We start from the raw sequence: 26371 nt of genomic DNA, 5'->3' as shown, positions 1-26371 counted from the left end.
GGTTGAGGCCCTCAGCCTCCGGATGGTCGTCCCGGAACTTTCGGCTGATATCGAGCCGACGAGTGCGGGCGAGACCGACCGTGTGGTGGTCGGGTCTTCCGTCAGCGGCATCGATGCCACACACCCAGGCCGAACCGCCCCGTCCGGGCTCATGGATTTGGCAGGAGGACCATAAGTCATGCCGGGCCTGAACCAGGTGTTGGTCAGGACAGCTCCGTGGCTGCTCGTGCTGTGGGTGCGGTGTCTTGCAGGGCTTTGCCGAGGTCGTCTGGCTCGACGCCGAGTTCGGTGCGGGCGATGTCCGGGTCGAGGATCATGGCGGTGGCGTGCAGGTTGCTCCATTGCGTCGGGTGAAAACCGAGAGTGAATCCTTGGCGGCGTTGGCGTATGCCTTCCCTGCGGAGCATAAGTTTGATGAGGCTTGCGGGGAGCTTCCAGATGCGTTTTGGAGAGCGGCCGGCTGCGACTGCGAGACGGGTGAAGAGGTCGGTCCAAGGTAGGTTTGCGGTGACGACCGGATAGTTGCCGTCGGCGCGACGGTCCAGCGCGGCGACGGCGGCTTGCGCGACTTGAGTGACGGTGACGACGGCGGTGGTACCTGGGTAGGCGAGAATATCCGCGTTGCCGACAGACATGCTCTGCAGCATGGGTTCGAGGGGTGATTGCCGACCCGGGGTTGTGCCTGCGACGTAGGGGAGTTCGAGGACGGCCACGGAGGTTTCCGCGTTGACCGCGGCGCGTGCGTGCTCGGCTTGTTCAATTCTGCTGGCGATGTACGGGCTGTGTTCGGCCAGGCGGAGTGCTGGCTGTTCGCGTTGCAGGGTGGCGTAGAAACTGCCGAGGATGACAGCGCGGTCGCACTGCGCGTGGCTTCCGGTGGCCAGCAATCTGGCGACGGGTGCGACGTTGGTGTCATGGAAGAACGCGGCGATGTCGGCGCTGCGTGGTGCGGCGACGGCGGCGGCCGATGCGACGATGATGCCCCTCTGGCCGGCGACGATGGAGTCGAGTCGCTCTTCGGACAGATCGGTGAGGTCGCCGAGTTGGACTGTCACCGTGGCGGGGAGGTTCGTGGGTGGCGTGCGGACCAGCACCGTGACGTCGTGCCCGTGTGCCAGTAGTTCACGTACGATGTGATGTCCGATGAAGCCGGTTCCGCCTACTACCAAGACCTTCATGGGGCTTTCCTCTCATCGGTCGCTGTGAGCGCACGCTGAGGCGCTGCTGCGGTGAGGTCACTTATGTGAGCTGGATTGGCGAGCAGCGCTGCGACGACTGGTGATCTGAAGTAGGCGCGGGCAACTGCGGCGACCACTTCGAGCCGCCTGCTTCGCTGGTGGAGAAGGCCGCCAAGGGCGAGATCTACGAATTAGCAGTGACACTGGTCAAGCGTCTCCACTCCCGCGAGGTGGCCTGAGCGCTTTATACGGGTCCTTCCTGCGGTTCGGGGATCGCTTCGAGCGCTCGCCCTTCGCTTTCCAATATGCGGAGCGCCATGACCGCTCCATCGCCATCCATGGTTATGACTCCCGTCCAGTCCCGCTGTACCGCCGCCCAGCGCCTCCTGCACTCGGCGACCACCTCCGGCATCTTCTCCGCGTAGGCCCGGGCGCCGTCACCCGTCTTGAGGATCTCGTGCAGTTCTTTCGGCATCGCCGAGAAGACCTCGACTCGCTCACGTGCGAACCGGAAGACGTGGTCGGTTCCGACGAATACGATCCCGCCGAGTTCGACGCGGACGTCACATTCCGCGTTGACCGCCTGCGGAGAATGATCGGCGCCCAGTCGCCGTTGCTGCCGCGCGGTCAGGTACTTGTACGCGTTGTCGCGATCGCCGACGAAAGTCAGGAGCGCTGCAGCGCTCGCGCGGACCAGCACCCGGGAGAACCACTCGAACCTGTCCGATGTGATGTGGAAACCGGGACGACTCGAGGTCTGGCCCTGTGCGTCGACGGTCTGGATATCCGGGAAGAAGTTCTCTTCCTGCACTGGGCCGTACGGGTCGGGAGAGGACTTGCCTGGTTCGGCGAGTACACCGCCGCCCACGGGATCAAGCAGGCGTATCTCGATCCCGCCTTCCGCGACGAAAGCCGTCGACATCAGCAGGCTCGGCAGCGGATCGGCACTGCCGCGCCCATCGCCGAGTGCGATCACTTGGACCCTCTCGGCCGAGGCCATCAGCTGACTGTGCTGCGCACTGGGCTGACCGTGTGATCCGCGTCCGTCGACCAGCGCGATGCGCAAGGGCTCACCGGCCTTCCTGCCAACGAGAAAATGCCCAGGTCTGCTCCGTCGTGTGCCCTTCGCCTCCGCACCTTGACCCCGCAGTGCCCAGCCTGCGTCGAGTGCGAGGTCCACGTCGACGGGCTCGAAACGGTACCCAGGATGCCTTCGCTGCAAGATCTCTCGCGCCGCAGTCAGCGCGAACGCTGCACCGAGTTCCTGCGCTTGCACGCCCTTACGGTGATACCTTGGGTCATGTCCATCGGGTGAGAGTGCCATCCGGCCACCATGGTCTTCCAGCGTGGTGAGGTAGCGCAAGCAGTTCCAATGCTGTGAGAGGCCGCGCGATGGGTTCTGCCCGGACAGCGTGGTCGCACGGCCGAACGTCTGCAGCAACTCCCACGGCGTGATCGTGAAGCCGCTTCGGTGTTCGGCCGGAAGGACGGGCCCGATTTCAGGCTTGCGCAGCACCTCCGGTTTTTCGTCTTTGGAACGCTTCTCGTCTTGTTTCGCGATGTAGCGGGCTACGGCTCCGGACAGCTCTGCGGTGGAGTGAATCGCCACATGAGAGCTCTGCAAGAGCTTCTCCAACGCGTCTCTGAGCTTCATGGTTTTCCGTCCCCTCGTGCGTCCGCCGTGATGCACCGCCTTCCAACTCACCGGATTTCCCGGAGTTTGTCTGCCGCCTGAAGGATGACGATCCGCGCAGGGCGGTTGACGCTGCGTATGCCTTGTCCGGTGAACAGCGGAAACCGTTCGCTCGGCTGTCTTCCACGCCACTCGTTCGGCCCAGCGGTGCTACCGGCCCGAGTGAGTCCCTTGTAGGACAGCAGCTCAGTTCCACAGTCGGACGGATTGTGCGTCGAAGAAGGCGATCTCCAAGCCGACCTTCGCGTACGACGTCGCTCGACGTGATTGCATGTCCTGTACGGCCGTAATCGTTGCTTGGTTTGACGGCGTGGCGACGTCGCCGAAGAGGGATATGACCAGTCGGGTGATCTTCGAGTGGACGATGGCGTCCATGATGTGTGCGTCGTTCTTGCTGAACGACATCCCATACGACAGCAAACCGCCGCTGATCGCTGCGAGTGACCGAAGTGCGCGACCGAGGTAGTCACTGGTGCCGATACGGGCCAGCTTCTCGCTGCTCGTCCCTTCTGCCACGTATAGAGGGAATGAGTCCGCTTCGAGCTGAGCGCGGATCTGGTCGATCAGCGGTTCGTTGGTCCGGCGCCACGTCAGCTTCTTCAAACCACCCTCGCTGCGGTACAGGTGAAGGGCTCCGTGGAGGTAAAATATGGTCTGTGAATGGGGATCCAGGTGGTTCCACACGACGTAGTCGGTAGCCTCCCCGGGATCTCGAAAGCCGTCGTCCGCCTGCCTTGCCTGCAGGTTTTCCTCGGGAAAGTCTTGCATGAAAGTCCAGTAGAGCAAGAGGTCGTAGTTCGCGGTGTAGATGCGGTCGAACTTTTCCAGGAACCTGCGGACTCGTAAGTAGACTTCGGCGTCGATCTCGTACGGCCGTCCAGGGTGAAGCGCCGCGAGGATGTGAGCCAGGGCATCCTCGAGCTTCGAGGCTTCCTCGTCAAGTGTCGCGGCTTCCGCCGAGTACTTCGTTGCATCGAGCGCGTAGAGCCCGATAGCGGCGTCCTCGAGCGTCTTGATGACAATCTCGAAGTCCTGAGTGTCCAACTTCTGGAAGAGGTGCTGGGCAGTAGCGCTGAGCATGCCTTGCGCCTCGGCATGGGATCGCAAAGCCGAGTATGAGAACCTGGCGGGGTCGAAGGCGATGCTGAACCCGTTTCCCAGTATCAGTCGGATAGGCGACGCTCTGCCCTTGGAGTTTGTCGGTTCGCTCAGCCAGGCGATGGCCCCGTCGTAGTCCATGAGGTCCACTGGTCCACCTCAAATCCGTTTCTGCAGCGATTGTCCAGGCTTATGTGCCGTGGGCCAACTGCTGGCTGGAGCGCCATTCCTGTGCTTCCGGCTCTTCGACGTAGTCGAGGAGATTGTCCTTCAGGCCCATGTCTTCGAGGATCGTGAGGATCTCGGCTGGAGTGGCGTAGAAGAACTCGCGCCTGAGATTGACCCGGTTGACGCGCCGGTCGGCGAGGTGCTGGTGTAATCGCGTCTCCAGGCTCACGGCATCGGCGTCGAAAATCTTGGCGTGGACGTCGAACCTGAATGGAACCGAGGCGTCGCCGCGTTCGCGAACGCGTTCGAGTGGGTCGAGCCGCCGGGTCAATCCGACCTTGACGACGCTGTCGCCGAAGGATCCGACATTGGAGATCACGTAGACCCATCCAGTGCGGATGTTCGCTTCGCGCTCCTCGACGCCTCTGAGTGTGTTACACGGTCATCCTCAGCCCTAGGTCGCCGGCTCGTAGAGGCCGAACGCGATGTCCTGGTCATCGTGACAGTGCGCGATGCGGCCGACACCGGGGATGGTTTGGACGTCTTCGCTGTGTTCCCGAGTTCGCGAAGCCGGTCCATACGTAACGCGGGCTCCACTGGTGCCCATTCTCATGCGCGAAGATCCAGCGTTCAGACGGTTGGTCACCGAGTCTGGGCTGCCGCTGGTACGTTCCACGACCTCCGTCATGGCGCGGCGACGTTGTCGCTGGCCGCGGGGAACGACCTGAAGACGGTGCAGGCGCTGCTGGGCCACGCCAGCATCGTCCTGACGGCCGACACCTACACCAGCGTGCTCCCGTCCCTCGCCCATGCGAGCGCCGAAGCGACCGCGAGCCTGGTTCGTCGGGCCGGCTACGAACAGGGTCAGAAAATCCGCAGGTCGCGCGCCACTCGTGGTCGACAACAACGAGGTCAGGGCGGCGGACGAGGTCCGCGCCTCATTCATCGTGGAGGGCCCTTGGCGGGGCTCACGGTGGCCTCACCTCGGGCTTACACATCAACAAAGCCCACCGACGACACCCCTGAAATGACGGGGAAATCGTCGGTGGGCTTCGATTCACTACTGTGCGCCATCAGGGACTCGAACCCCGAACCCGCTGGTTAAGAGTCGGCACCTGGGCGTGTCGGATGGTGCCGAGTGATGCCGGACAAGACCTTTTCGACTGGTTGCGGGGCAGTCGCTGTGTCGGAGTTGACGCCTGGTGTCGGACTGCTTCGGACCTCTCGGGCGCGTCTCGGGCTCGCAGATGCCGGGTTCTATCGCTTGGTCGGCGTCTTTGCGAATGTGCCCGGCGACGTACAGGGTCAACGTGCCACGCCAGTTGGCGCTCGTCCGCCGGACCGAACTGCCGGTCAGCGGCAGTTGAGTACGTCCTGCTTCGATTGCGGCCTTGGGGAACATAGATAGGTACAGCCGTCGGCGCTGAGATTGATCATGGTCGTACAGCACGCTGTTCGGCAGTTCTACCAGGGTTCGCCGAAGGTCGATGCTCGCGGGCGTGATCGCACCGGGCCGTGGTGATCGCCGTGCTGCCCGTGCGGAATGTCCCTCTGGCCCGAAATGTCAAGCCGTGGATCTCGGCAGCGCCGAGAGCTTCGTGTGCGCCCGCTGATCGTCGCCATGGGCGTCCCGATCGTGCGGGCGTGGTCGAGTCCCGTGATTGCCCCAGTGATCGCCTGCAGCACTTGCTGGGGCCTCCACTTTGCCGTTTCGGCAAGGCAAGTTGCGGGTAAGGAACTGGCCGCTGCACCGTTGCTCGCATGAGCACTCACGACGTAGTCGTCATCGGTGGTGGACCAGCGGGCCTGGCGGCGGCTGTGACGTTGGGCCGTGCCCGGCGTGACGTACTGGTCATCGACGCGGGCACGCCCCGCAACGCGCCTGCCACCCAGGTCCACAGCTATCTCGGACGCGAAGGTGTCGATCCGCACGAATTGCTGGCCATCGGCCGATCGGAGGTCGAGCAGTACGGCGGCACCGTCCGCGACAACACCGTGATCGGCGTGGCGCGTGTCAGCGAGGATGCCCTGCGGGTCACCCTTGCCGACGAGAGCACTGTTGACGCAAGGCGGGTATTGGTGGCCACTGGTGTCGTCGACGAGCTGCCCGACATTCCCGGCGTCGCCGACCGCTGGGGCGTGGACGTGCTGCACTGTGCCTACTGCCACGGCTACGAGGTTCGAGACAAGGCAATCGGGCTGATCGCCAGCGGCGTCGCCTCACTCCACCAGGCGCAGCTGTGGCGTCAGTGGAGCGAGAAGGTCACCCTGTTCACCAACGAGTCCGTGGAACTGACCGCGCCGCAACGCGCCGAGCTCGCCGCGCGCCAGATCAATGTGGTGCCCGGCCGGGTCACCGGCGTCGAGGTTACCGACGACGCACTCAGCGGCGTCCGGGTCGGTGGCAGCGTGACCGAAGTCCAGGCTGCCGTCGTCTTCCCCGTGTCGGTGGCCAAAGTCGACACTCTGCTTGCAGACCTGGGCCTGACGGCCGAGGTCAAGGACATGGACGGCCAGCTCATCGGCGAGACCCTGCCCGCCGACCCCCAGACGGGTGCGACCTCTGTTCCCGGGGTGTGGGCGGCAGGCAACGTGCGAGGACACCGGGCGCAGGTCATCGATGCTGCCGCACAGGGTGGGCTGACCGGGGCAATGATGAACATCGACCTGGTCACCGAGGACGTGCACCACGCCGTCGCGGCACATCCCGCCACGCTCTGAACTTCTCGTGAGTCCAGCGTGCGGAAGTTCGATGAGCGCCGACACGAGGTGAAGTCCTGACACTCGCCCGGCCACAGGTAAGGGAAGGCGTTTGAGATGACAGAACACCAGCCGCTCAGCGACGAGGAGACGGCCGCAATGTTCGAGCCGCACGGCTGGGACGATCGTTACGCTGGCCAGGAGCAGGTCTTCAGCGGACAGCCCAATGTGCAGCTCGTAGCCGAGGCGGCCGGGCTGACACCGGGCAGCGCTCTCGACGTCGGCTGCGGAGAGGGAGGCGATGTGATCTGGCTGGCCCGGCAGGGCTGGACTGTCACGGGCGCTGACTTTTCCGCAGTCGGCCTGGCACGCGCTGCCCGGCACGCCGAGCAGGACGGCGGCGCCGACCATGTCGACTGGTGGCAGATCGACGCTCGTGTCTTCACCGCAGGCGGCCGATCCTACGACCTGGTCACCAGCCACTACCTGCAGCCGCCGGACGGCGGGATGACACAGGTGACCCGCCGGCTCGCCGACGCCGTCGCCCCCGGTGGGCACCTCCTGATCGTGGGCCATGCCCCGATGAGGTCGTCCGCCCCACTGACCGCCGGGCAGCGCGCGGCGATGTTCTACGCCAAGGACCTGCTGCCCGGCCTGCCGGACGGTTTCGACGTCCTCGCGGTCGAACAACGGCCGCGGACCTTGATCCGCGGCGGAACGACGATCCACGCCGCCGACTCCACCCTGCTTGCCTGCCGTCGGCACAAGAACGGTCGGTAGGCTGAAAACAGCCTCGGGGAACATCGGTTCAGCGGTTATCGCTGAGAACGATCATGCTCCTGGGGTGTCCTGCCGTGCCTGGCGCAGCAGGGCGGATGCGACGGCGGCCCTCGTCCGGCGGGCGGGATACCAGCGCGGAGCCAAGATCAACAAGGTAGTGGTGCCCCGACAGCGCAGCGGGTCACCGCGAGCACGGCTGGTGACGGCCAGTCACTGAATCGGGGCGACACGTCGGCTGCATCCAGGCTGCACATACGAGCAAAGCCCGCCAGCAGATTCCCTGAAATTCAGGGAATCTGCTGGCGGGCTTTGCTTTCTTATTGTGCGCCATCAGGGACTCGAACCCCGAACCCGCTGGTTAAGAGCCAGCTGCTCTGCCAATTGAGCTAATGGCGCCTGCTTGTTCCGCCGCTTTGGTGTTCCCCTCGGCGACGTGGAAAACATTAACACAGGGTTGCTGGGGCCCGTTTCAGGGGGGCCCCTTAGGCCGCCGTGGGCGTCGCGGGGACGTATTCGGCCATCCGGCCGCAGGCGTTGCGGCCGGTCAGGCAGACTATAGCCAGACGTTGGGGTTGGTACCACGCGAAACGGGCGGTGTGCATGAGGGTCTGGGGAGCGACGGGGCGGTCGCGGGTGGCGTTGGTGGCTGCGGTGGCCGGGTTCACACTCGCCTCGTGCAGCAGTACACCGTCGGGTGAAACGCCGTCGCCGGGAGGTTCTCCCGGTGGTTCGCAGCAGAGCAGCGCGGCACCTGCCCCGAAGCCCGCCGCGATGACGCTGACCCCCGCACAGGGTGCGGCGGACGTGGCCCCCGGAGAGCCGGTGACGGTCGCCGTCGCCGACGGCAAGGTGGGCGAGGTCAAGCTGACGGGCGCCGACGGCAAGGTCGTCGCGGGCAAACCGAAGGAAGACGGTTCGGGCTGGGAGTCGGCCGAACCGCTCGGCTACGGCAAGACCTACACCGTCACCGCCGCCGCGACCGGGACCGACGGCAAGCCGGTCACCGCGACCTCGACGTTCTCCACGTCCAAGCCGGGCAAGCAGATCGGTGTCTCGATCAACCTGGTCGAAGGCGAGACGGTCGGCGTCGGGCTGCCCTTGATCTTCAGCTTCACCGGCAACGTGCCGGACAAGGCGGCGACCGAGAAGGCGCTGAAGATCGTCACCGAGCCGCAGGCCGAGGGCGCGTTCCACTGGTTCGGCGAGAAGACCGTGATGTGGCGGCCCAAGGAGTACTTCAAGCCGGGCACCAAGATCTCGGTCAACGCGGCGATCTACGGCAAGAACCTCGGCAACAACACCTTCGGCCGCGAGGACAAGCCCGCCAAGGTGGTCGTCGGCGACAAGCTGGTCGCGACCGCGGACGGCGGCACGCACCAGATGAAGGTCGTGGTGAACGACCAAGAGGTCAAGCAGATGCCGATCTCGATGGGCAAGCCGTCGAGCAGCACCCCCGCCGGGACCTACACGGTGATGAGCGAGCACACCGGGTACACGATGGACTCGAGCACCTACGGCGTTCCGTCGGACAGCAAGGCCGGCTACCGGACGTTCGTGAAGTACGCGGTGCGGATGTCGAACAGCGGCATCTTCTACCACTCGGCCCCGTGGTCGGTCGGCTCGCAGGGCAAGCGGAACGTGAGCCACGGCTGCATCAACCTGTCGACCGAGAACGCGAAGTGGCTCATGGACACCTCGAAGAAGGGCGACATCATCACGGTCGCCAACTCGGGCCCGCAGGTGCTGGAGCCGACCGACGGCTGGTCGGTGTGGCAGATGTCGTGGGACGACTGGAAGACCGGCGGCGACCGGAACTGACACCAGAAACCCTGAGGGGTCCCTATAGGACGGATTCGTCCTATAGGGACCCCTCTTGGCATTCCCGGCACCGAACTCACCGACGGCACCGATGCGATGGGGGTCCGGGGGCGCAGCCCTCCGGCGGGGGCTTGGGGGCTCGGCCCCCAAAAAAGGCGAAACCCCAGCCTGTTGGGAGGGGCTCGCAAGAGCCCCGAACAGACTGGGGTGATGGGGTGAGCGACGGGTTTCGAACCCGCGACCTCCTGGACCACAACCAGGTGCTCTACCAACTGAGCTACGCCCACCATCGCCGGGCTCGGGAAGCTTCCCATCACCTCGGCCGCACTATATTAGCGTGCCCGTTTCCGGGGCTCGCAACGGGTTACTGTTCGTGGCGTTCCTGCACTTCAGCGGCCGCGGCCTTGGCCTGTTCGGTGGTCGGGCCGGGCTGCGGGACGAAGGCGGAGCGGCGGTAGTAGTCGAGCTCGCCGATGGACTCCTTGATGTCCGCGAGCGCGCGGTGGGCCAGGCCCTTTTCGGGCTTGGCGTAGTAGATCCGCGGGTACCAGCGCCGGACGAGTTCCTTCACCGACGAGACGTCGACCATGCGGTAGTGCAGGTGCCCGTCGAGGGCGGGCATGTCACGGGTGATGAAGCCGCGGTCGGTGGCGATGGAGTTGCCGGCGAGCGGGGCGACATTGGCCTCGGGCACGTGCGCGCGGATGTACTCGAGGACGCGCTGCTCGGCCTCTTCCAGCGTGACCGTGGAGCGCCGGACCTCTTCGGTCAGGCCGGAGCGGGCGTGCATGTCGCGGACGACCTCGGGCATGCCGTCGAGGGTTTCGTCGTCGGTGTGGATGACGATGTCGACGCCTTCGCCGAGGACGTTGAGTTCGGCATCGGTCACCAGCGCGGCGATTTCGATCAACGCGTCCTTGCCGAGGTCGAGCCCCGTCATCTCGCAGTCGATCCAGACTAGGCGGTCGTTCACCCCGAAACCCTAACCCGACCCGGGGATTCGCGAAGCGCGACGTGCGGGTTCGGCGCGTTGCTGGCAGCGTGTACATCCTCAGGTGAGCCATATCACAGACCAGGGAGCGACAGTGGCCGAACAAGGTCCAGCCCAGGAGATCGCGCAGGGTTACGTGAGCGAGGGAGCGGCGGTCGAGCTCGGCGCCGTCGTGATCGACGGCAAGGCCGACGCCGGTGCGGCTGTCCGCCTGCCGCTGGCGACGCTGAACCGGCACGGGCTGGTCGCGGGCGCGACCGGTACCGGCAAAACGAAGACCTTGCAGCTGATCGCCGAGCAGCTGTCGGCCGCGGGAGTGCCGGTGGTGCTGGCCGACGTGAAGGGCGACCTGTCAGGGCTCGCCGCGCAGGGCGAGAGCAACGACAAGATCGCCAAACGCGCGGAAGAACTCGGTGATCAGTGGGAGCCCGCCGCGTTCCCCGTGCAGTTCCTCTCGCTGGGCACCGGCGGCAAGAGCTCGCCGATCCGGGCGACGATCACGAGTTTCGGCCCGATCCTGCTGTCGAAGGTGCTGGGGCTCAACGAAACCCAGGAGTCGACGCTCGGCCTGATCTTCCACTGGGCCGATCAGCGTGGCTTGGCGCTGCTGGACACGAAGGACCTCCGTTCGGTCATCACGCACCTGACCAGTGACGAGGGCAAGGAGGACCTCAAGGGCATCGGCGGCGTCTCGGCCGCGACGGCCGGGGTGATCCTCCGGGCGCTGTCCAATCTGGAGGCTCAGGGCGGCGAGGACTTCTTCGGCGAGCCTGAGCTGGACGTCCACGATCTGATGCGCCAGGTCGACGGCAAGACGATGGTGACCTTGCTGGAGCTGGACAACCTCCAGTCGAAACCCGCCCTGTTCTCGACCTTCCTCATGTGGCTGCTGGCCGAGTTGTTCGAGGAACTGCCCGAAGAGGGCGACCTCGACAAGCCGAAGCTGGTCTTCTTCTTCGACGAAGCGCACTTGCTGTTCAACGGTGCGTCGAAGGCGTTCCTGGAGCGCATCGAGCAGACCGTGAAGCTGATCCGGTCGAAGGGCGTCGGTGTGTTCTTCTGCACGCAGCTCCCGACGGACATCCCGAACAACGTCCTGTCGCAACTGGGCGCGCGGGTCCAGCACGCGTTGCGCGCGTTCACGCCCGAGGACCAGGCGGCGCTGACGAAGACGGTGAAGACGTATCCGAAGACGAAGCACTACGAGCTGGACTCGGCGCTGACGTCGCTCGGTATCGGCGAAGCGATCGTCACCGTGCTGTCCGAGCGGGGTGCGCCGACGCCGGTCGCGTGGACACGCTTGCGCGCGCCGCGGTCGAAGATGGGGTCGATCGGCGCCGAAGCCATCTCCGCGGCGACGACCTCTTCGGATCTGCACGCGAAATACGCCGAGACGATCGATCGCGAGTCGGCCTACGAGAAGCTCGCCGCGAAGGTGGCCGCGCCGCCCGCCGGCGAGGCTCCACCGGAGGCGCCCCCGGCTCCGAAACCGGAGAAGGAAGGGCCCGGCATGGTCGAGCAGGCGATGAAGAACCCGGCGGTGAAGTCGTTCCTCCGTTCGGCGGCGAGCGCGCTCGGACGGGAGATCACGCGCGGCCTGTTCGGGAACCGGAGGCGATGAGAATACCTGACGCGATCTGTCAGGTATGTCCGGCAGACTCGGCGCCATGACCAACACCGCGACAGCGTCGTTCACCGTGGACGGCTGGGATCCGCAAGCCACCGAGAAGGCCGAAGGCACCGAGTTCTCCCGAGTGGTGCTCGGCAAGACCTTCGTCGGCGGCGTCGAAGGCACCAGCACCGTCGAGATGCTCACGGCGGTGAACGAGACGTCGTCGGCGTACGTCGCCTTCGAGCGGCTGGCCGTGTCCGTCGACGGGCGTAAGGGTGGCTTCGTCCTGCATCACTCGGCGGGGGAGAACGGGCATCACCTGATCGTCTTGCCGGGCTCCGGCCACGGTGAGCTGGCCGGTATCACCGGAACCGCGGAGATCGTCCAGGACGACGAGGGCAACCACACCTTCACCCTCACCTACGAACTCTGAAAATCCGTGAGGGCCTCCTTCGCCGAAGGAGGCCCTCACGGTCATCGCCTGCTGGGCCGCCCCCTGACAGCGGTCCAGACGGCCGGGTCAGCCGACGATCTGTTCGACGATCTTCTTCGCGTCGTTGATGGGAATCGCGAAACCGATGCCGATGCTGCCGGTCGAAGACGGGTTGTACAGCGCCGAGTTGATGCCGATGACGTTCCCCTGCGCGTCCACCAGCGCCCCGCCCGAGTTGCCCTGGTTGATCGGGGCGTCGGTCTGGATCGCGGTGTAACTCGGCCCGCTTTCGTTCGTGGTCCGGCTGTAGGGCGATCGCCGGTCCTGGCCGCTGCTCAGTTCGTCGAGCTTGCGGTTGAGCGCGCTCACGATCCCCGTGGTCACGGTGTTCTGCAGCCCGCCGGGCGAGCCGATCGCCACGACCTGCTGGCCGGCGACGAGTTTGCTCGAGTCGCCGAGCGAAGCGGGTGTCAGCCCGCTCGCGTCCTTCGCTTGCAGGACGGCGATGTCGGCCTTCGTGTCCGCGCCGACCACGCTCGCGTTGTACTGCTTGCCGTTCGAAAGCGTGACTGTCACGTCGCCTTGGGCGTCGGCGACCACGTGGGCGTTGGTGAGGATGCGCCCGTCCGCCGTCAGGATGACACCGGAGCCGACGGCCTCACCCTGCGCGGTCGTCACGTTCACCTGGACGACGCTCGGCGTCACCTTCGCGGCGACCGCGCTGACGTCACCCGAGGTGGTGTTCCCGACCGGTTGCCCGGTGGCGACCGAGGACGAACCCGTGCCCGACGCCGAAGACGCGGAGTCGAAACCGACGAGCGCCGCTCCGCCGACCCCGCCGACCAGTGCGGCGGCGAGCGCCGTCGCGCTGACGAGGATGGCGACTCGGCCGCCCTTCTTGCGCGGCGCGGGAGCCGGTGTCTGGACCTGCTGCGGCGTGAAGAGCGGATTCGGCGCGGCCTGCCAAGGGGTGTAGCCGGGGTACTGCTGCTGGTGCGGCGGCTGGTGCCCACCGGTGGAGGCGGGGCCGGGCCGACTCTCGTTCTCGGTCATGGAACAAGATTCGCGCCCGTACTTGTGAGCTGCCTGTGGAAAACCCCTTGGCTTTGCTGAGAAGAATCAGCTGAGAATTCTCAGCGTTCTTTCAGTCGAAGAACATGGGTACGTCCAGCGCGCCACCCGAGGCCTCGAACTCCTCGTGCACCGCGGCGCGCAGTTCCGCGTCGGCCAGGTAATCGACGGCTGTCAGCGCCAGCCCCATCGCGCCGTCGACGACAGCGCGATCGCCGTCCGGCGAACCGGCGGCGGCCGCGAACTCCTTGGTGTGCAAGGCTGTCGTCGGTCCGGCGATGGCGATCATCGGGTGGATCGCCGGCATCCGGTAGGAGAGATTGCCGAGATCGGTCGAGCCGGTGAGGAATTCGGGCACGATCCCCGGCGGAAGCGGTTTGCGGCCGGCGTCGACCTGATGCACGGACCAACGTCCGGCGAGCGTGGTGTTGAACCGGATCGGCAGGTACGCGGGCTGGGAGTCCCATTGCAGTTCGACTCCGCAGCCGGTCATCTCCGCCGCGCCACGCGCGATCGCCGAAACCCGCTCGGCGAGGTCGCGCAGCGTGTCCGGTTGCGCGGAGCGGAGGTAGAACAGCAGCGCCGCGCGTTCGGGAACGACGTTCGGCCGCGCGCCCCCGTCGGTGAAGACGCCGTGGACGCGGTCGCTGGAGGGAAGATGCTGCCGAAGCGCCGCGACACCCTGGTACGCGGCGACGGCGGCGTCGAGCGCGTTGCGTCCCATGAACGGCTGAGCCGAAGCGTGCGCCCCGACGCCGTGGAACACCATTTCCAGCTGCCGCCTGCCGAGGAACGGGTGCATGGCGATGTCATGGCTGAAGGGATGCAGCATGACGACCGCGTCGACGTCGTCGAAAACGCCCGCGCGGGCCAGGGTTTCCTTGCCACCGCCGCCTTCCTCCGCCGGCGTGCCGATCAGTGACACCCGCCCGCCCAGCCGTTCGGCGACCGCCGCCGCGCCGAGGAAACCGCCCGCGCCCGCGGTGCAGATGACGTTGTGCCCGCAGCCGTGGCCGAGCCCGGGAAGGGCGTCGTACTCGGAGAGGACGGCGATATGCGGGCCGCTGCCGGGGGTGCTCGCGACCAAGGCGGTGTCCAGCCCGCCCGCGCCGATCGTCACGTCGTGGCCGTGCCGCCGCAGCAGGTCTCCGAGCGCGCGCACCGAGCGGTGCTCGGCGAAACCCTCTTCGGGATGGGCGTGCAGGTCTTGGCTCAGTTCCACCAGTTCCGCCGTCAGCGCGCCGATCTCGGCACTGACGGCGTTCCGCGTGGCGGAATCCGCGCCGTCGTGCGGAGAGCCGAGGGGTTCGGCCGCGGCGACGGCGTCCGCGGTCGCCTCGACCAGCGAACGGAGGTAGCTGTCGTCGGGGGGAGTCGGCGAAGCGTGCTCAGAGCGGATCATTTCCGGATGTTAACCGGTAGCTCGCCCGTGACGATCTGCGTGACGCCCGAGTACCGCTCCTCCACGTGCTCGAAACCGCGCCGGAAGAGTTTCGACCTGATCTCGCCGCGGTCGAACATCCGCTGTCCGCTCAGCCTGCCGAGGAAGGTGTCCGCCAGCCGCATCGGCTGGTCGTCGTGCCGGGCGCTGGTCAGCATCACCAGCGAGCCGCCCGGTTTCAGCACCCGGGCGAACGCGTCGAGCGCCGCGTCCGGGTCGGCGAACATGTGAAGGGCGGCGAAGCAGCAGACGGCGTCCACAGTGGAATCGTCGAGCGGCAGATCGACGGCGTCCGCGCGCAGATAGGCCACCGAAGCCGGGTTCGGCTCGGCTAGTGCCTTCTCCAGCATGGTGACCGAGCCGTCGAGCCCGATCGACAGCCCCTCCGGGCCGACCGCTTCGCCGAACGCGCGGGTGAACCTGCCGGTACCGCACGCGACGTCCAGCGAGACCTGGCCCGGGCGCAGGCCGAGCGCCTCGACCGCGATGCGGACCTCGTCCGCCATGCTCGGGCCGTTCAGTCCTTTCGCGACCCTGCCCAGCGTCGGACGCCAGTAGCGCTCGTAGATCATCGGCACGGCGGAGGTGCGCATCAGTCGCTGCGCGAGCCCTGTCGGCGGCCCCGCCTGTGGGATTTCGCCCAGCAGATCGAGGAAACCTCCCTTCGCCCCGGCGGATTCGGTGCCTGGCCGCAGCAGGCTTTCGAGACGTTCGCGATGGTCCGGCATGGCTGCTCCCTTCACGGTGGTCATCCGAGAATCTGCCATGACCGGCCCGTTCGCGACATTCCCGCCGCCGTGACCCGAAACTGTCGGTGGCCGTCTCTAACGTCCTGGGAGTCGCCGTTCCCCAGCCGAAGGAGCCCGGAAATGACCGGCTCGATCCTGCAGCACACCGCCACGACCACGCTTCGCATCCCGGTGCGTGGCCCGTTCGACCTCGACAAGTCCATCCGGTTCCTGACCGATTTCCGGCCCGCGTGCCGCACGGACGCGGCCGCCGAACCCGGCACCCTGCGCTTCGCGTTTCCCGCCGAAGCGGGCTGGGAGCACGTCGGTGCGGCCGTCAGACAGAGATCGCCCGGCTCGATCGAGGTGGAGGTCTTCGCCGAAGAAGGCCTCGCCGTCGAGGTCGGCGCCCAGGTCCGGCGGATCCTTTCGGTGGACGTCGACGGCGTCGGTTTCGCGAAGATCGGCACCGCGGATCCGGTGGTGCGCCGTCTCCAGCAGACGTTCCCCGGGCTGCGGCCCGTCCTGTTCCACTCACCGTACGAGGCGGCCTGCTGGGCGATCCTGAGTCATCGGACGCGGACGTCGCAGGCCGCCACAGTGAAACGACGGCTCGCCGAGGAGTTCGGCAGGCCGGTGGACGTCGGCGGGAAGATCCTCATGTCGTTCCCCGCGCCGGATGTCGTGGCCGGGCAGGAGGTCGGGCAGGGCCTGCCGGAGATGAAGGCCGAACGGTTGCGTGCCGTGGCCAACGCGGCCAAGGACGGTCTGCTCGACGCCGCGTATCTGCGCGCCATGCCGGTCCCGGACGCGTTGCGCTGGCTGCAGCGGTTGCCGGGGATCGGCCCGTTCTCGGCGCAGCTGATCCTGATCCGGGGCGCCGGGCATCCGGACGTCTTCCCCGCGGACGAACCTCGATTACAGGAGGCCATGCGGGCCGCGTACGACCTGCCGCTGGCGCCACCCGAGGAGTTGGAGGAGCTGTCCGCGGTGTGGCGGCCGTTCCGCAGCTGGGTGGCCTTCGCCCTGCGCAACGACCGGGAGTTTCGCACGCGTGAGATCGGGGGTTCCATGACCGCCTGACACGGGACGTATCCCGCTTGTGGTGAGCTGGTGAGGTGAGCTCGTCTCCCGCCGAAACGGTTTCCGACATCGCCCAGTCCACCCCGCCCGGCACGATCACCCTGGTCACCGGTGGTCTCGCGCTGCTCGTGGTGCTTTCGGGCAGGCCTTGGCGGATCGCCCGCAACCTGATCACGCTCGTCCATGAGGCAGGCCACGCGCTCGCGGCGATCCTGGTCGGCCGTCGGCTACAGGGCATCAAACTGCATTCGGACACCTCCGGCGTCACCGTGTCCCGTGGCAAACCGGAGGGGCCGGGTATGGCGTTCACCGCGCTCGCCGGGTACCCGGCGGCCGCGGTGCTCGGACTGGTGTTCGCCGGGCTGCTCTCGTCGGATCTGATCACCGTCGTGCTGATCGTGATGGCGCTGATGCTGCTGGGCGTCCTGGTGATGGTGCGCAACACCTACGGCGTGTTCGCCGTGGTCACCAGCTCGGTGGTGCTCGGCCTGGTCGCGCTGGTGGCGCCGTCGTGGTTCCAGGCGATCTTCGTCTACCTGCTGACCTGGTTCCTGCTGTTCGGCGGCGTCCGGCCGGTGATCGAGCTGCAGATCAAGCGGCGCCGGGGGTCGGCGCGGGATTCCGACGCCGATCAGCTCGGCAGGCTCACCGGGATGCCCGCGGTGCTGTGGGTGCTGGTGATGGCCGTGCTGACGGTGAGCTGTCTCTTCGCGGGCGGGTTGTGGCTGCTGGAGCCGACCGTCGCCTGACCGGGGCGGTACGGCAGACTGATGGCTCGTTCCGCGCGGAAGGAGTCGGAGATGGACGAGGTCGCCAAGGCCGTCGAGGAATGCGCTCGATCGGCGAAACGAGCCGCGCCGTCGCTGGCCGCCGCCTCCCCGGAGGCGATCGACGCCGCGCTGAACGCCATGGCGGGCAAGCTGGTCGAGCACGCCGAGGCGGTGCTCGAGGCGAACCAGGCCGACATCGCCAAAGCGCGCGAGGACGGCATGAGCGCGGGCCTGCTCGACAGGCTCACCATCACCCCCGAGCGGCTGACCGGCATGGCCGAGCAGCTCCGCCTCCTGGCCGGTGCGCCGCACCAGGAGCGGTCCGTCGAGGTGTCCACTTTGGACGGCGGGCTGCGGCTGGTGGAACGCCGCCGCCCGGTCGGCGTGATCGGCGCGAACTACGAGGCGCGTCCGAACGTCACGGTCGACGTCGCCTCGCAGCTGGTGAAGTCGCGCAACGGTGGCGTGCTCCGCACGGGCTCCGCCGCGCTCGGCTCGGCCCAGCGCCTGCGGGAGGCCGTCATCGCCCCCGCGCTCGCCGAGGCGGGTATCGACCCGGACGTCATCCAGCTGGTGCCGCGCGCCGAGCGCGAAGCGGCTTCCGCGCTGGTGCGTTTCCCCGCGCTCGTGCCGCTGGTCATCCTGCGCGGCAGCGGTGACAGCACCCGGGCGCTGGCGACCGAGGCGGCCGTCCACGGCGTCCGTACGCTCGCCCACGCCGACGGCGGCGGCGTGCTGTACATCGACGAAGCGGCCGACACCGACAAGGTGCGCGAGCTGGTCTTCAACAGTCTCGACAGGCTCGGCGTCTGCAACCGGCTGAACCTGCTGCTGATCCACGAGGCCGCCCACGACCGCGTCTGGCCCGGTATCTCCGGCGCGCTGGCCGAACGCGGCGTCACGCCGTCGCTCGCTCCGCACGAGCACGCCATCGGCTACGAATGGGCGCTCGACTCCGACCGCGAAGCGACCGTCACCGTCGCGAAGGTCGCGAGCCTGCCCGAAGCGGCGGAGATCGCCAACGAGCAGACCTCGGGCCTGGCCGCCGGCATCGCCACCGAAAGCAGCGAAGCCGCCGACGCGTTCTTCGACGCGTACACCGGCACCGGCGTCTTCTGGAACGCACCCACCCGTCTGCTGGACGGCTTCAAACTCCTCGCCGTCCCCGAGACCGGCATCAACCTGGACAAGGTCCCGGGCCCGCGCGGCCCGGTCACCTACACCGACCTCTACGTGCGGCAATACGCCGTGCTGCCCGCCTGAGCCGTCCGCGGCGATAGCAAAGGTCCCTTGCTCCCGCGATGAGCTCTGGTGACTTGACCGTGTGGATTTTGGGACGTCAGATGTCCCGAAATCCACACGGTCGTGGCTGGGAACCGATGCTGAGCCGAATCCCTCTAGTGGGGTAGGGCGACATGGCTGCTTCGGGCGAGATGGTGACCGGGGTGGCATGACACCGCACTCGCGTGATCAAGCCCGGATCTCGCGTGATTGAGGACGGATCTCGCGTGATCAGGCACCGCACATCCGAGTGCGGCCTCCAGTCACGTGAGTTCCGTGCCTGATCACGCGAGTGACGCCTTTGCCCCGGCAGGGCGATAGCAAAGGTCCCTTGCTCCCGCGACGAGGGAAAGCTCAGCGCCGCCGGCGCCGCTTCGAGCGAGGCCGGGGCGGCAGCGTGTCCGCGGTGGCGTCCTCGATCTCGTCCGGGACAGGTGCCGGACCGGGAGCAGGAGTGCCCAGCCCCAGCATCTCCGCGGCGAGCTGCTGCGAGGACGCGAACATGCCCGAAGGCTGCTCCTGCGCCCGCCGCAGGGACGAGGGCCGCAGCCGGTTGTAGCCACGCACCGACACCGGCCGCCGCGTGCGGACCTCGTACTCCGGGAACCCCAGGAGTTCGGTGGCGAGTTCCTTGTCCACCAGGATGGTGCCCGGCCGGGCGGTCGAGGTGAGGCGGGCGGCGAGGTTGACGACCGAGCCGTAGACGTCGCCGAACCGGCTGAGGATCCGGCCCGAGGCCAGCCCGGCGCGCACGGCGGGCAGGGTTTCGTCGGCGTCGGAGCGTTCGGACAGCGCGAGGGCGATCTCGGCGCCGTCGACGGCGGAATCGGCGACGAACAGCACCTCGTCACCGATCATTTTCACGATCCGGCCGCGGTGCTCGGCGACCACTTCGGTGGCGACGGATTCGAACCGGTCGAGGACGGCGCTCAGCTCGTCTTCGCCGATCTGCCTGGTCAGGCGGGTGTAGCCGACCATGTCGACGAAGCCGACGACCTCTGTCCTGGCTTCGAGGTCTTCGTCCGGGGAGGCGAACGCGCGTCCGGCGTACGCGGCGAGGTGCCGCCGCCAGACGAAGTTCTGCACCTTCTCCAGTTCGGGCAGCAGCCTGTCGACGAGGCGCGCGATCTGGCGTTCGCTGGTGCCGAGGTCCTTGTTCTCGGTGATCATCGACCACAGCATGTGGACCTGCCATTCCGCGAGCCGCGAAAGGTGCTGGCCCAGCGCGCGCGTCACCGCCAGCTCGATGCTCGGGTCGATCAGACCCGAGTTCATCAGCTGGTCGGCGGTGCGGATCGCTTCGATGTCGGCGTCGGTGAAGACGACTTCGTCGTCGTCGACGGTCGCGAAGCCCAGCGCACGCCAAAGTCGCCGAGAACGCTCTTCGGGAACGCCCGCCTTCTCGGCGACTTCGAGCCGGGTGTACTTGCGTCTGCCGCCGAGCAGGATCCGTTCGAGACGCTGCTGAAGCGCGTCGGGCGCGGGCTCGCCGGTATCGGCCATTAGGTGGTGTGGACGATGAGCACGTCCACACCCGACTTCCGGGCCACTTCGGACGGCACGGAGCCCAGGATGCGGCCGGCGAGCGTGTTCAGCCCGCGGTTGCCGACCACCAGCAGGTCCGCGGAACGGTCGGAGACGACCTTGCGCAGCGCGTCGACGGGGTCGCCGACGACGGCCGAGGTCTCGATGGCCTTCGCGCCCGCTTTGGCGGCCCTGTCCCGGGCCGAAAGCAGCGTGTCCTCGGCCGGGGCCGAACCCACGACCTGGTACGCCTCGTCACCGAGGGCGTCCTGCGCCTTCTCCACGTCGCCCTTGTTGGCGGGGTAGTAGGCGCACACGATGACCAGGGTCGCTCCGGAGTCGCCTGCGACTCCCGCCGCCCGGTCGACCGCGGCGAACGAGGAATCCGAGCCGTCCGTGCCCACGACCACGGTCCGATATGCAGCCATCCGCAACCTCCACCGATCTCCTCTGGCTCGCACAGGCGCGCGAGCAGCGACGATAACCGCTGGACGATCGGCCCGCAGGCCGTCGTGAACGCGGTCGGGTGAGAAGGTTACTCGCCAGTCGGTTTCTGCGCTGCCGCAGGTCGAGGTGAAGGCTTCGCGCCGGATGTGGCCTTCGGCACATCGGCCGTCCGCAGCTGCACGGTGGCCTCCGGATCGGAGGACGGCTTCGCCTTCAGATCCACCGGGACGTGCGGTTCGTCGCCGAGTACGTGCGTCGCCTCGGCGAGCGCGGTCCGCGCGGTGCGGACCTGCTCGGCCAGGCTGGAGCGCACCTTGCGGAGCGATTCGACCCGTTCGGTGGCCTGTGTGATCCGCCGGTTGGACTCTTCGGTGGCCTGCCGGACGCGGCGGCGTGCCTCGTCGGCCGCCTCGGCGAGCCGGGCGTTGGCCTCGGTGATCGAGTCCTGCTTGCGCTTGTTGGCGTCGGCGACGGACTCGCGCTGACGGCGTTCGATGTCGGACTTGGCCGCCGTCTCCTCTTCGAGCACCTTCGCGCGGATGGTGGCGGCGTCCTCGGTGGCCTCGCGGACACGGCGGGCGGCTTCGGCCTTGCTCGCGGCCTCCTGCTCGGCCAGCGCGTGCATGGCTTCGGTGCGCCGCGACGCCATCGCGATCTCGAAGTCCTCTTCGACCTGCGTGCGACGCTGCTGCGACTCGGCGTCGAGCTTGTCGCGCTCGGCCTTCGCCTTGTCGGTGATGTCCTTCGCCTCGGCGCGCGCGGTCTCCAGCACGCCGCGGTGCTCGGCCTCCATCTCCTTGCGGCGGAGGTCGAGCTCGTTGAGCAGCTGCTCGTAACGGGCCCGCATGGCGCTCGCGTCTGTCTCCGCCTTGGCGCGGATGTGCCCGGCTTCGGCTTCCGCGCGCGCCTTCGTGTCGGCGGACTCGTCCTGCGCGAGCCGCAGCATGCGCTGCAGCCGCTCGGAAAGGCCTTCGACGCTCGTCGGCGGCTGGGCGAGCCTGTCGACCTGCCCGCGCAGATCCGCGATCTCGCCGCGTGCGATCTCCAGCTGCCGTGCCAGGTCGCCCGCCTGTCCGATGGCGGCATCGCGATCGGCGGTGAGCATCTTCAGATCGGCGTCCAGCCGTTCGAGATGTTCGTCGACCTGCGCACGGCTGTAACCGCGCTTCGCCACGTCGAAGCCGGCTCCCAGCGGCACTAGCTCCCGTTCCTCGCCAAGGCTCATCCTTCTACCGTAGTCGAGCTGGAGTCACGGAAGGGTGAGCACCCACGCAACGCGCGGCGAAAGTGCGTTCTGGCGCGCTAAACGTTCCGGAACGCGTTGATCCCGTCGATGTGTTTCGCGCGCAGCTCGTGGTTCCGGACGCCCAGACCTTCTTCCGGCGCAAGGGCGAGCACGCCGACCTTGCCCTGGTGGGCGTTGCGGTGCACGTCCAGCGCGGCCTGGCCGGTGTCCTCGAGCGAATAGGTCTTCGACAGCGTCGGGTGGATCAGACCTTTCGCGATCAGCCGGTTCGCTTCCCACGATTCGCGGTAGTTCGCGAAGTGGCTGCCGATGATCCGCTTCAGGTTCATCCACAGATAGCGGTTGTCGTACTGGTGCATGAACCCGGACGTCGACGCGCACGTGACGATCGTGCCGCCCTTGCGCGCGGCGTAGACCGAAGCGCCGAAGGTCTCGCGGCCCGGGTGCTCGAAGACGATGTCCGGGTCCTCGCCGCCGGTCAGCTCACGGATCTTCTTGCCGAACCGCTGCCACTCCTTCGGGTCCTGGTTGTTCTCGTCCTTCCAGAACCGGTAACCCTCGGCGTTGCGGTCGATGATCAGTTCCGCGCCGAGCTTCCGGCAGATCTCCGCCTTTTCGGGGCTGGAGACCACACACACCGGGATCGCGCCGCCGTTGAGCGCGTACTGCGTCGCGTAGGAGCCGAGGCCGCCCGAAGCGCCCCAGATCAGCACGATGTCGCCCTGCTTCATGTCCGCGCCGTTGCGCGAAACGAGCTGGCGGTAGGCCGTGGAGTTCACCAGACCAGGGGAGGCGGCTTCCTCCCAGGTGAGATGGTCCGGCTTCGGCATCAGCTGGTTCGACTTGACGAGCGCGATCTCGGCGAGGCCGCCGAAATTCGTCTCGAAGCCCCAGATCCGCTGCTCGCTGTCGAGCATCGTGTCGTTGTGCCCGTCCGGGCCCTCGAGCTCGACGTTGAGGCAGTGCGCGACGACCTCGTCGCCCGGCTTCCAGTTGTGCACGCCGGGGCCGGTGCGCAGCACGACGCCGGACAGGTCCGAGCCGACGACGTGATAGGGCAGGTCGTGGCGCTTCGAAAGCGGCGAGAGCCGCCCGTAGCGCTCCAGGAACTTGAAGGTCGAGACCGGCTCGAAGATCGAGGTCCAGACGGTGTTGTAGTTGATCGCGCTCGCCATGACCGCGACCAGCGCCTCGCCGGGGCCTAGTTCCGGGGTCGGGACCTCGTCCACGTGCAGCGACTTGCGGGGGTCCTTGTCCCGGCTTTCGAGGCCCTGGAACATGTCGGCCTCGTCCTTGTGCACGGTCACCCCGCGATAAGCCTCCGGCACGTCGAGCGACGCCACGGCGCCGAGGTCATCGTTCAGAATGGCCTGCTGGATCTCGCCGAGCTGCGTCATCGGAACCTCCGCGAATGGGGGGACGGCGTTGGCGGCCTAAATTACTCATGGGTAACCGGGTCCACAACTGTACGAGACGTGGAGCACGTACACATCCCGAAGTGTTATCGACCGGTCTTGACCGGCTGGCCAACCAAGCGGACCATCGATGGTGGAGATCTCTCCGACCTGCAGGTTCAGTCGATTTTCGGAGGTGAGCACGCATGAATGAACCCACGACGCGCCCTTGGACACGTCCCCATGACTGGGCGGAGGTGGCCATCGGTGTCGTGGTCGCGCTTTCACCCCTCTGGATGACCACGGACAACACCGTGATGTGGACGCTCGTCGTCCTCGGCGCGCTGATCGCCCTCGACGGTCTCGCTTCGCTCGCGATGCCTGGCATGGTTTACGGCGAGGGCATCCAGATCATCCTGGGCGCGCTGCTGTTCATTTCGCCCTGGGTGATGGGGTACGCCGACTTCATGGGCGCGTCCTGGACCGCCTGGATCGGTGGCGTCTTGACCGTGGTGGCCGGGGCGGCGGCGATGCCGATCGCCCAGGCGACACACAAGACGGCGGGACAGCACTGACGCGCGAGGAGACCACGTGAAAGAGGATTCGGCGAAACAGCGCATTCTGCGGGCCGCGGAGGCGCTTTTCGCCGAATCCGGTTTCGACGCCACCCCGACCTCCCGGATCGCCGAACGCGCCGGGGTGCCCAAGGGCCTGGTGCACTACTACTTCCGGCGCAAGTCGGATCTGCTGGCCGCGCTGGTCGCCGAACTGCCGGACGCCCGGATCGAACCGGCCGTCGTGGTGGTCCCCGGCGACCTCGCGGGCAGCCTGCGCGGCCTCGTCCTGGAACTCGACAGGCGGTTCAACCGCTCCTTGGCGCTGTCACACCTGTTGTGGCGCGAGGCCGACACGCACCGCGCGGTCCGCGACGCGCTGGCCGAACGGTTCCAGCAACTCGTCCGCCAGGTGCGGGCGGTGATCGTCGCCGCGACCGGCGGCAAACTCGCGATCGCGGACGTCGATTCGGCGTCCGGCCTGCTCGCGCGGGCGGTCAGCCATCGCCACGCGACTGCGCGGCACAACGAAGACGGGGACCCCGCCGAGATCGATCGCGAGGTCCTCTTCATCGCCGAAGCGTTGACGCGCGGTCAGTGACCGTCCTGCGCGGGCTCGACCAGTTCCACCAGTACGCCACCGGCGTCCTTGGGGTGCACGAAGTTCACCCGGCTGTTCGACGTGCCGCGCTTGGCCTCGTCGTAGAGCAGCCGGAGCCCCTGCGCGCGCAGCGCAGCGGCGGCGGCGTCCACATCGGACACTCGGTACGCCAGCTGCTGCAGGCCGGGGCCGCTCTTCGCGAGGAACTTGCCGATCGCCGAGTCCTCGCGCAGCGGCGCGAGGAGCTGGATCGCGGTCTCGGTGCCGGCGGTGCCCGGCGCGCGCAGCATCGCCTCGCGGACGCCCTGCTCCTCGTTGACCTCCTCGTGCGCCACCTCCAGGCCGAAATGCTCGGTGTGGAAGGCGATCGCGGCGTCGAGGTCGGGCACCGCGATGCCGACGTGGTCGATGGCGGTCACGAACGGTTTCAGCGCCTGGTTCATGCAAAGCAGGATAGGTGCGCGAGCGGGTGGACCGGCGTGCGCCGCCTCACACTGGCTCCATCAAGAGACCCGTAGCCCGGGTATGGTCGCGAAGACCGCCTATTGCCCTTGCGCCGATGCTTGGAGGACGCCGTGTCCGGTTCCGTGATCCTGGGTGCCGCCCGTACACCGATCGGGCGATTGCTCGGTTCCCTGAAGGACTTCTCGGGTGCGCAACTGGGCGGATTCGCGATCAAGGCGGCGCTCGAGCAGGCCGGCGTCTCCCCGGACGCGGTCCAGTACACGATCATGGGCCAGGTGCTCACCGCCGGCGCGGGCCAGATCCCGGCCCGCCAGGCCGCGGTCGCCGGTGGCATCCCGATGACCGTCCCGGCGTTGACCATCAACAAGGTCTGCCTTTCCGGTCTCGACGCCATCGCGCTCGCCGACCAGCTCATCCGCGCGGGTGAGTTCGACCTGATCGTGGCCGGCGGCCAGGAGTCGATGACGCAGTCGCCGCATCTGCTGCCGAAATCCCGCGCCGGCTTCAAGTACGGCGACACGACGCTCGTCGACCACATGGCCTACGACGGCCTGTTCTGCGCCTTCGACCAGGTCGCGATGGGCTCGTCGACGGAGAAGTACAACACCCGGTACGGCCTCACCCGCGAGCAGCAGGACGAGTTCTCCGCGCGCTCGCACCAGCGTGCCGCCGCCGCCATCGCGGAGGGCCGCTTCGACGCCGAGATCGCGCCGATCTCGATCCCGCAGCGCAAGGGCGACCCGGTCGTCTTCTCGAAGGACGAAGGCGTCCGCGCCGACACCACCGCGGAGAGCCTCGCGAAGCTGCGTCCGGCGTTCGCCTCCGACGGCACGATCACCGCCGGTTCGGCCTCGCAGATCTCCGACGGCGCGGCCGCGGTCATCGTCGCCAGCAAGGCCAAGGCCGAGGAACTGGGCCTGACGCCGCTCGCCGAGATCGGCGCGCACGGCGTGGTCTCCGGTCCGGACGCCAGCCTGCACGAGCAGCCGTCGAACGCGATCCTGGCCGCGCTGGCCAAGGAGAAGCTGACCGCGGACGCGCTCGACCTGATCGAGATCAACGAGGCCTTCGCGGCCGTCGGCCTGGTTTCGGCCGACAAGCTCGGGCTCGACCCGGAGAAGGTCAACGTCGACGGCGGCGCCATCGCGCTCGGTCACCCGATCGGCGCCTCCGGCGCGCGCCTCGCCGTGCACCTGATCCACGAACTCCGTCGTCGTGGCGGCGGCCTCGGCGCGGCCGCCCTCTGCGGTGGCGGCGGCCAGGGCGACGCGCTGCTGCTCCGCGTTCCGTAAAGC

At 67.5% G+C, this 26371-nt stretch carries 25 protein-coding genes and 2 tRNA genes; 12 read left to right on the top strand and 15 right to left on the bottom strand.

Annotated elements, in window-relative coordinates:
• Positions 1 to 203: 203 nt before the first annotated feature.
• The 4 genes from HDA45_RS11815 to HDA45_RS11800 form a co-directional block, all read right to left on the bottom strand.
• Positions 204 to 1178, bottom strand: a complete 975-nt coding sequence (locus HDA45_RS11815; protein ID WP_184894629.1) for an NAD-dependent epimerase/dehydratase family protein — start codon at positions 1176 to 1178, stop codon at positions 204 to 206.
• A gap of 244 nt (positions 1179 to 1422) precedes the next feature.
• Positions 1423 to 2832, bottom strand: a complete 1410-nt coding sequence (locus HDA45_RS11810; RefSeq protein WP_184894627.1) for a hypothetical protein — start codon at positions 2830 to 2832, stop codon at positions 1423 to 1425.
• Positions 2833 to 3057: 225 nt separating this feature from the next.
• Positions 3058 to 4110: a DUF4917 family protein gene (locus HDA45_RS11805; protein WP_246481221.1), complete on the bottom strand. Its 1053-nt coding sequence runs from the start codon at positions 4108 to 4110 to the stop codon at positions 3058 to 3060.
• Positions 4111 to 4159: 49 nt separating this feature from the next.
• The gene (locus HDA45_RS11800; protein ID WP_343072052.1) at positions 4160 to 4516 is read right to left on the bottom strand and encodes a GIY-YIG nuclease family protein; all 357 of its coding nucleotides are present in this window, start codon (positions 4514 to 4516) and stop codon (positions 4160 to 4162) included.
• A 120-nt stretch (positions 4517 to 4636) separates the two neighbouring features.
• Between HDA45_RS11800 and HDA45_RS11795 the strand changes: the two genes are divergently transcribed.
• The 3 genes from HDA45_RS11795 to HDA45_RS11785 all read left to right on the top strand — a co-directional run bounded on the left by HDA45_RS11795 (position 4637) and on the right by HDA45_RS11785 (position 7617).
• The gene (locus tag HDA45_RS11795) at positions 4637 to 5242 is read left to right on the top strand and encodes a tyrosine-type recombinase/integrase (protein ID WP_221471088.1); all 606 of its coding nucleotides are present in this window, start codon (positions 4637 to 4639) and stop codon (positions 5240 to 5242) included.
• Positions 5243 to 5898: 656 nt separating this feature from the next.
• Entirely contained in the window at positions 5899 to 6858 is a 960-nt protein-coding gene (locus tag HDA45_RS11790) for an NAD(P)/FAD-dependent oxidoreductase (RefSeq protein ID WP_184894623.1), read from the top strand.
• A gap of 96 nt (positions 6859 to 6954) precedes the next feature.
• Positions 6955 to 7617, top strand: a complete 663-nt coding sequence (locus tag HDA45_RS11785) for a class I SAM-dependent methyltransferase (RefSeq protein WP_184894621.1) — start codon at positions 6955 to 6957, stop codon at positions 7615 to 7617.
• Positions 7618 to 7940: 323 nt separating this feature from the next.
• On the opposite strand, the gene HDA45_RS11780 is transcribed toward HDA45_RS11785, so the two are convergent.
• Positions 7941 to 8013, bottom strand: a tRNA-Lys gene (locus tag HDA45_RS11780).
• Between the two features lie 204 nt (positions 8014 to 8217).
• Here HDA45_RS11780 and HDA45_RS11775 point away from each other — a divergent pair.
• Positions 8218 to 9435: a L,D-transpeptidase gene (locus HDA45_RS11775; RefSeq protein ID WP_184894619.1), complete on the top strand. Its 1218-nt coding sequence runs from the start codon at positions 8218 to 8220 to the stop codon at positions 9433 to 9435.
• A 211-nt stretch (positions 9436 to 9646) separates the two neighbouring features.
• Here HDA45_RS11775 and HDA45_RS11770 read toward each other — a convergent pair.
• Both HDA45_RS11770 and orn read right to left on the bottom strand, forming a co-directional pair.
• Positions 9647 to 9722: transfer RNA gene (locus HDA45_RS11770), tRNA-His, on the bottom strand.
• Positions 9723 to 9799: 77 nt separating this feature from the next.
• Positions 9800 to 10408: an oligoribonuclease gene (gene orn / locus HDA45_RS11765; RefSeq protein WP_184894617.1), complete on the bottom strand. Its 609-nt coding sequence runs from the start codon at positions 10406 to 10408 to the stop codon at positions 9800 to 9802.
• 112 nt (positions 10409 to 10520) lie between these two features.
• On the opposite strand from orn, the gene HDA45_RS11760 reads away from it, so the two are divergent.
• Positions 10521 to 12047 (top strand): helicase HerA-like domain-containing protein, encoded by a 1527-nt coding sequence (locus HDA45_RS11760; RefSeq protein ID WP_184894615.1) that lies wholly within the window; start codon positions 10521 to 10523, stop codon positions 12045 to 12047.
• 46 nt (positions 12048 to 12093) lie between these two features.
• Positions 12094 to 12471 carry a DUF3224 domain-containing protein gene (locus tag HDA45_RS11755; RefSeq protein WP_184894613.1) on the top strand — a complete coding sequence of 126 codons (378 nt, stop codon included), beginning with the start codon at positions 12094 to 12096 and terminating at the stop codon, positions 12469 to 12471.
• A gap of 87 nt (positions 12472 to 12558) precedes the next feature.
• Here HDA45_RS11755 and HDA45_RS11750 read toward each other — a convergent pair whose 3' ends face one another.
• The 3 genes from HDA45_RS11750 to HDA45_RS11740 all read right to left on the bottom strand — a co-directional run bounded on the left by HDA45_RS11750 (position 12559) and on the right by HDA45_RS11740 (position 15711).
• Complete coding sequence (locus tag HDA45_RS11750; RefSeq protein ID WP_184894611.1) at positions 12559 to 13524, bottom strand: S1C family serine protease; 966 nt, start codon at positions 13522 to 13524, stop codon at positions 12559 to 12561.
• 91 nt (positions 13525 to 13615) lie between these two features.
• Positions 13616 to 14944, bottom strand: coding sequence for a M20 family metallopeptidase (locus HDA45_RS11745; RefSeq protein ID WP_184894609.1), 1329 nt, complete (start codon positions 14942 to 14944; stop codon positions 13616 to 13618).
• A complete protein-coding gene (locus HDA45_RS11740; protein ID WP_184894607.1) occupies positions 14941 to 15711 on the bottom strand; it encodes a class I SAM-dependent methyltransferase in 771 nt (256 codons plus the stop codon). Before HDA45_RS11740 ends, HDA45_RS11745 begins: the two co-directional genes overlap by 4 nt.
• Before the next feature lie 141 nt (positions 15712 to 15852).
• Here HDA45_RS11740 and HDA45_RS11735 point away from each other — a divergent pair, with 141 nt between their 5' ends.
• Genes HDA45_RS11735 through HDA45_RS11725 form a run of 3 tightly spaced genes read left to right on the top strand, consistent with a single transcriptional unit; the run spans position 15853 to position 18827 of the window.
• Positions 15853 to 16794, top strand: coding sequence for a DNA-3-methyladenine glycosylase family protein (locus tag HDA45_RS11735; protein ID WP_184894605.1), 942 nt, complete (start codon positions 15853 to 15855; stop codon positions 16792 to 16794).
• A gap of 35 nt (positions 16795 to 16829) precedes the next feature.
• Positions 16830 to 17543, top strand: coding sequence for a M50 family metallopeptidase (locus tag HDA45_RS11730; protein WP_184894603.1), 714 nt, complete (start codon positions 16830 to 16832; stop codon positions 17541 to 17543).
• Between the two features lie 51 nt (positions 17544 to 17594).
• Complete coding sequence (locus HDA45_RS11725; protein WP_184894601.1) at positions 17595 to 18827, top strand: aldehyde dehydrogenase family protein; 1233 nt, start codon at positions 17595 to 17597, stop codon at positions 18825 to 18827.
• 372 nt (positions 18828 to 19199) lie between these two features.
• Here the strand turns inward: HDA45_RS11725 and HDA45_RS11720 are convergent, their stop codons facing one another.
• From HDA45_RS11720 to ccrA, 4 genes are all read right to left on the bottom strand, one after another.
• A complete protein-coding gene (locus HDA45_RS11720; protein ID WP_184894599.1) occupies positions 19200 to 20348 on the bottom strand; it encodes an adenylate/guanylate cyclase domain-containing protein in 1149 nt (382 codons plus the stop codon).
• Positions 20348 to 20797: a universal stress protein gene (locus HDA45_RS11715; RefSeq protein ID WP_184894597.1), complete on the bottom strand. Its 450-nt coding sequence runs from the start codon at positions 20795 to 20797 to the stop codon at positions 20348 to 20350. Before HDA45_RS11715 ends, HDA45_RS11720 begins: the two co-directional genes overlap by 1 nt.
• A 107-nt stretch (positions 20798 to 20904) precedes the next feature.
• On the bottom strand, positions 20905 to 22014 hold the full coding sequence (locus HDA45_RS11710) for a chromosome segregation protein (RefSeq protein WP_184905516.1): 1110 nt from the start codon (positions 22012 to 22014) through the stop codon (positions 20905 to 20907).
• Positions 22015 to 22118: 104 nt separating this feature from the next.
• The gene (ccrA, locus tag HDA45_RS11705; RefSeq protein WP_184894595.1) at positions 22119 to 23459 is read right to left on the bottom strand and encodes a crotonyl-CoA carboxylase/reductase; all 1341 of its coding nucleotides are present in this window, start codon (positions 23457 to 23459) and stop codon (positions 22119 to 22121) included.
• A 203-nt stretch (positions 23460 to 23662) separates the two neighbouring features.
• On the opposite strand from ccrA, the gene HDA45_RS11700 reads away from it, so the two are divergent.
• Both HDA45_RS11700 and HDA45_RS11695 read left to right on the top strand, forming a co-directional pair.
• A complete protein-coding gene (locus HDA45_RS11700; RefSeq protein ID WP_184894593.1) occupies positions 23663 to 24031 on the top strand; it encodes an SPW repeat protein in 369 nt (122 codons plus the stop codon).
• Positions 24032 to 24047: 16 nt separating this feature from the next.
• A complete protein-coding gene (locus HDA45_RS11695; protein ID WP_184894591.1) occupies positions 24048 to 24611 on the top strand; it encodes a TetR family transcriptional regulator in 564 nt (187 codons plus the stop codon).
• Here HDA45_RS11695 and mce read toward each other — a convergent pair.
• Entirely contained in the window at positions 24605 to 25054 is a 450-nt protein-coding gene (mce, locus tag HDA45_RS11690; protein ID WP_184894589.1) for a methylmalonyl-CoA epimerase, read from the bottom strand. The two genes, HDA45_RS11695 and mce, sit on opposite strands and share 7 nt — an antisense overlap.
• A gap of 132 nt (positions 25055 to 25186) precedes the next feature.
• Here mce and HDA45_RS11685 point away from each other — a divergent pair, with 132 nt between their 5' ends.
• The gene (locus HDA45_RS11685) at positions 25187 to 26368 is read left to right on the top strand and encodes an acetyl-CoA C-acyltransferase (protein ID WP_184894587.1); all 1182 of its coding nucleotides are present in this window, start codon (positions 25187 to 25189) and stop codon (positions 26366 to 26368) included.
• The last annotated feature ends 3 nt before the right edge of the window (positions 26369 to 26371 follow it).

This window comes from Amycolatopsis umgeniensis (assembly GCF_014205155.1).
Lineage (GTDB): Bacteria > Actinomycetota > Actinomycetes > Mycobacteriales > Pseudonocardiaceae > Amycolatopsis > Amycolatopsis umgeniensis.
This window is presented reverse-complemented; position numbering and strand designations above follow the sequence as displayed.

What these genes read in the sequence shown, in the direction of transcription:
- HDA45_RS11815 (WP_184894629.1), bottom strand. Translation starts at nt 1,178, where the DNA reads ATGAAGGTCTTGGTAGTAGGCGGAACCGGCTTCATCGGACATCACATC.
- HDA45_RS11755 (WP_184894613.1), top strand. Translation starts at nt 12,094, where the DNA reads ATGACCAACACCGCGACAGCGTCGTTCACCGTGGACGGCTGGGATCCG.
- HDA45_RS11715 (WP_184894597.1), bottom strand. Translation starts at nt 20,797, where the DNA reads ATGGCTGCATATCGGACCGTGGTCGTGGGCACGGACGGCTCGGATTCC.
- HDA45_RS11775 (WP_184894619.1), top strand. Translation starts at nt 8,218, where the DNA reads ATGAGGGTCTGGGGAGCGACGGGGCGGTCGCGGGTGGCGTTGGTGGCT.
- HDA45_RS11720 (WP_184894599.1), bottom strand. Translation starts at nt 20,348, where the DNA reads ATGGCCGATACCGGCGAGCCCGCGCCCGACGCGCTTCAGCAGCGTCTC.
- HDA45_RS11785 (WP_184894621.1), top strand. Translation starts at nt 6,955, where the DNA reads ATGACAGAACACCAGCCGCTCAGCGACGAGGAGACGGCCGCAATGTTC.
- ccrA (WP_184894595.1), bottom strand. Translation starts at nt 23,459, where the DNA reads ATGACGCAGCTCGGCGAGATCCAGCAGGCCATTCTGAACGATGACCTC.
- HDA45_RS11810 (WP_184894627.1), bottom strand. Translation starts at nt 2,832, where the DNA reads ATGAAGCTCAGAGACGCGTTGGAGAAGCTCTTGCAGAGCTCTCATGTG.
- HDA45_RS11735 (WP_184894605.1), top strand. Translation starts at nt 15,853, where the DNA reads ATGACCGGCTCGATCCTGCAGCACACCGCCACGACCACGCTTCGCATC.
- HDA45_RS11790 (WP_184894623.1), top strand. Translation starts at nt 5,899, where the DNA reads ATGAGCACTCACGACGTAGTCGTCATCGGTGGTGGACCAGCGGGCCTG.
- HDA45_RS11745 (WP_184894609.1), bottom strand. Translation starts at nt 14,944, where the DNA reads ATGATCCGCTCTGAGCACGCTTCGCCGACTCCCCCCGACGACAGCTAC.
- HDA45_RS11725 (WP_184894601.1), top strand. Translation starts at nt 17,595, where the DNA reads ATGGACGAGGTCGCCAAGGCCGTCGAGGAATGCGCTCGATCGGCGAAA.
- HDA45_RS11700 (WP_184894593.1), top strand. Translation starts at nt 23,663, where the DNA reads ATGAATGAACCCACGACGCGCCCTTGGACACGTCCCCATGACTGGGCG.
- mce (WP_184894589.1), bottom strand. Translation starts at nt 25,054, where the DNA reads ATGAACCAGGCGCTGAAACCGTTCGTGACCGCCATCGACCACGTCGGC.
- HDA45_RS11805 (WP_246481221.1), bottom strand. Translation starts at nt 4,110, where the DNA reads ATGGACTACGACGGGGCCATCGCCTGGCTGAGCGAACCGACAAACTCC.
- HDA45_RS11750 (WP_184894611.1), bottom strand. Translation starts at nt 13,524, where the DNA reads ATGACCGAGAACGAGAGTCGGCCCGGCCCCGCCTCCACCGGTGGGCAC.
- HDA45_RS11740 (WP_184894607.1), bottom strand. Translation starts at nt 15,711, where the DNA reads ATGCCGGACCATCGCGAACGTCTCGAAAGCCTGCTGCGGCCAGGCACC.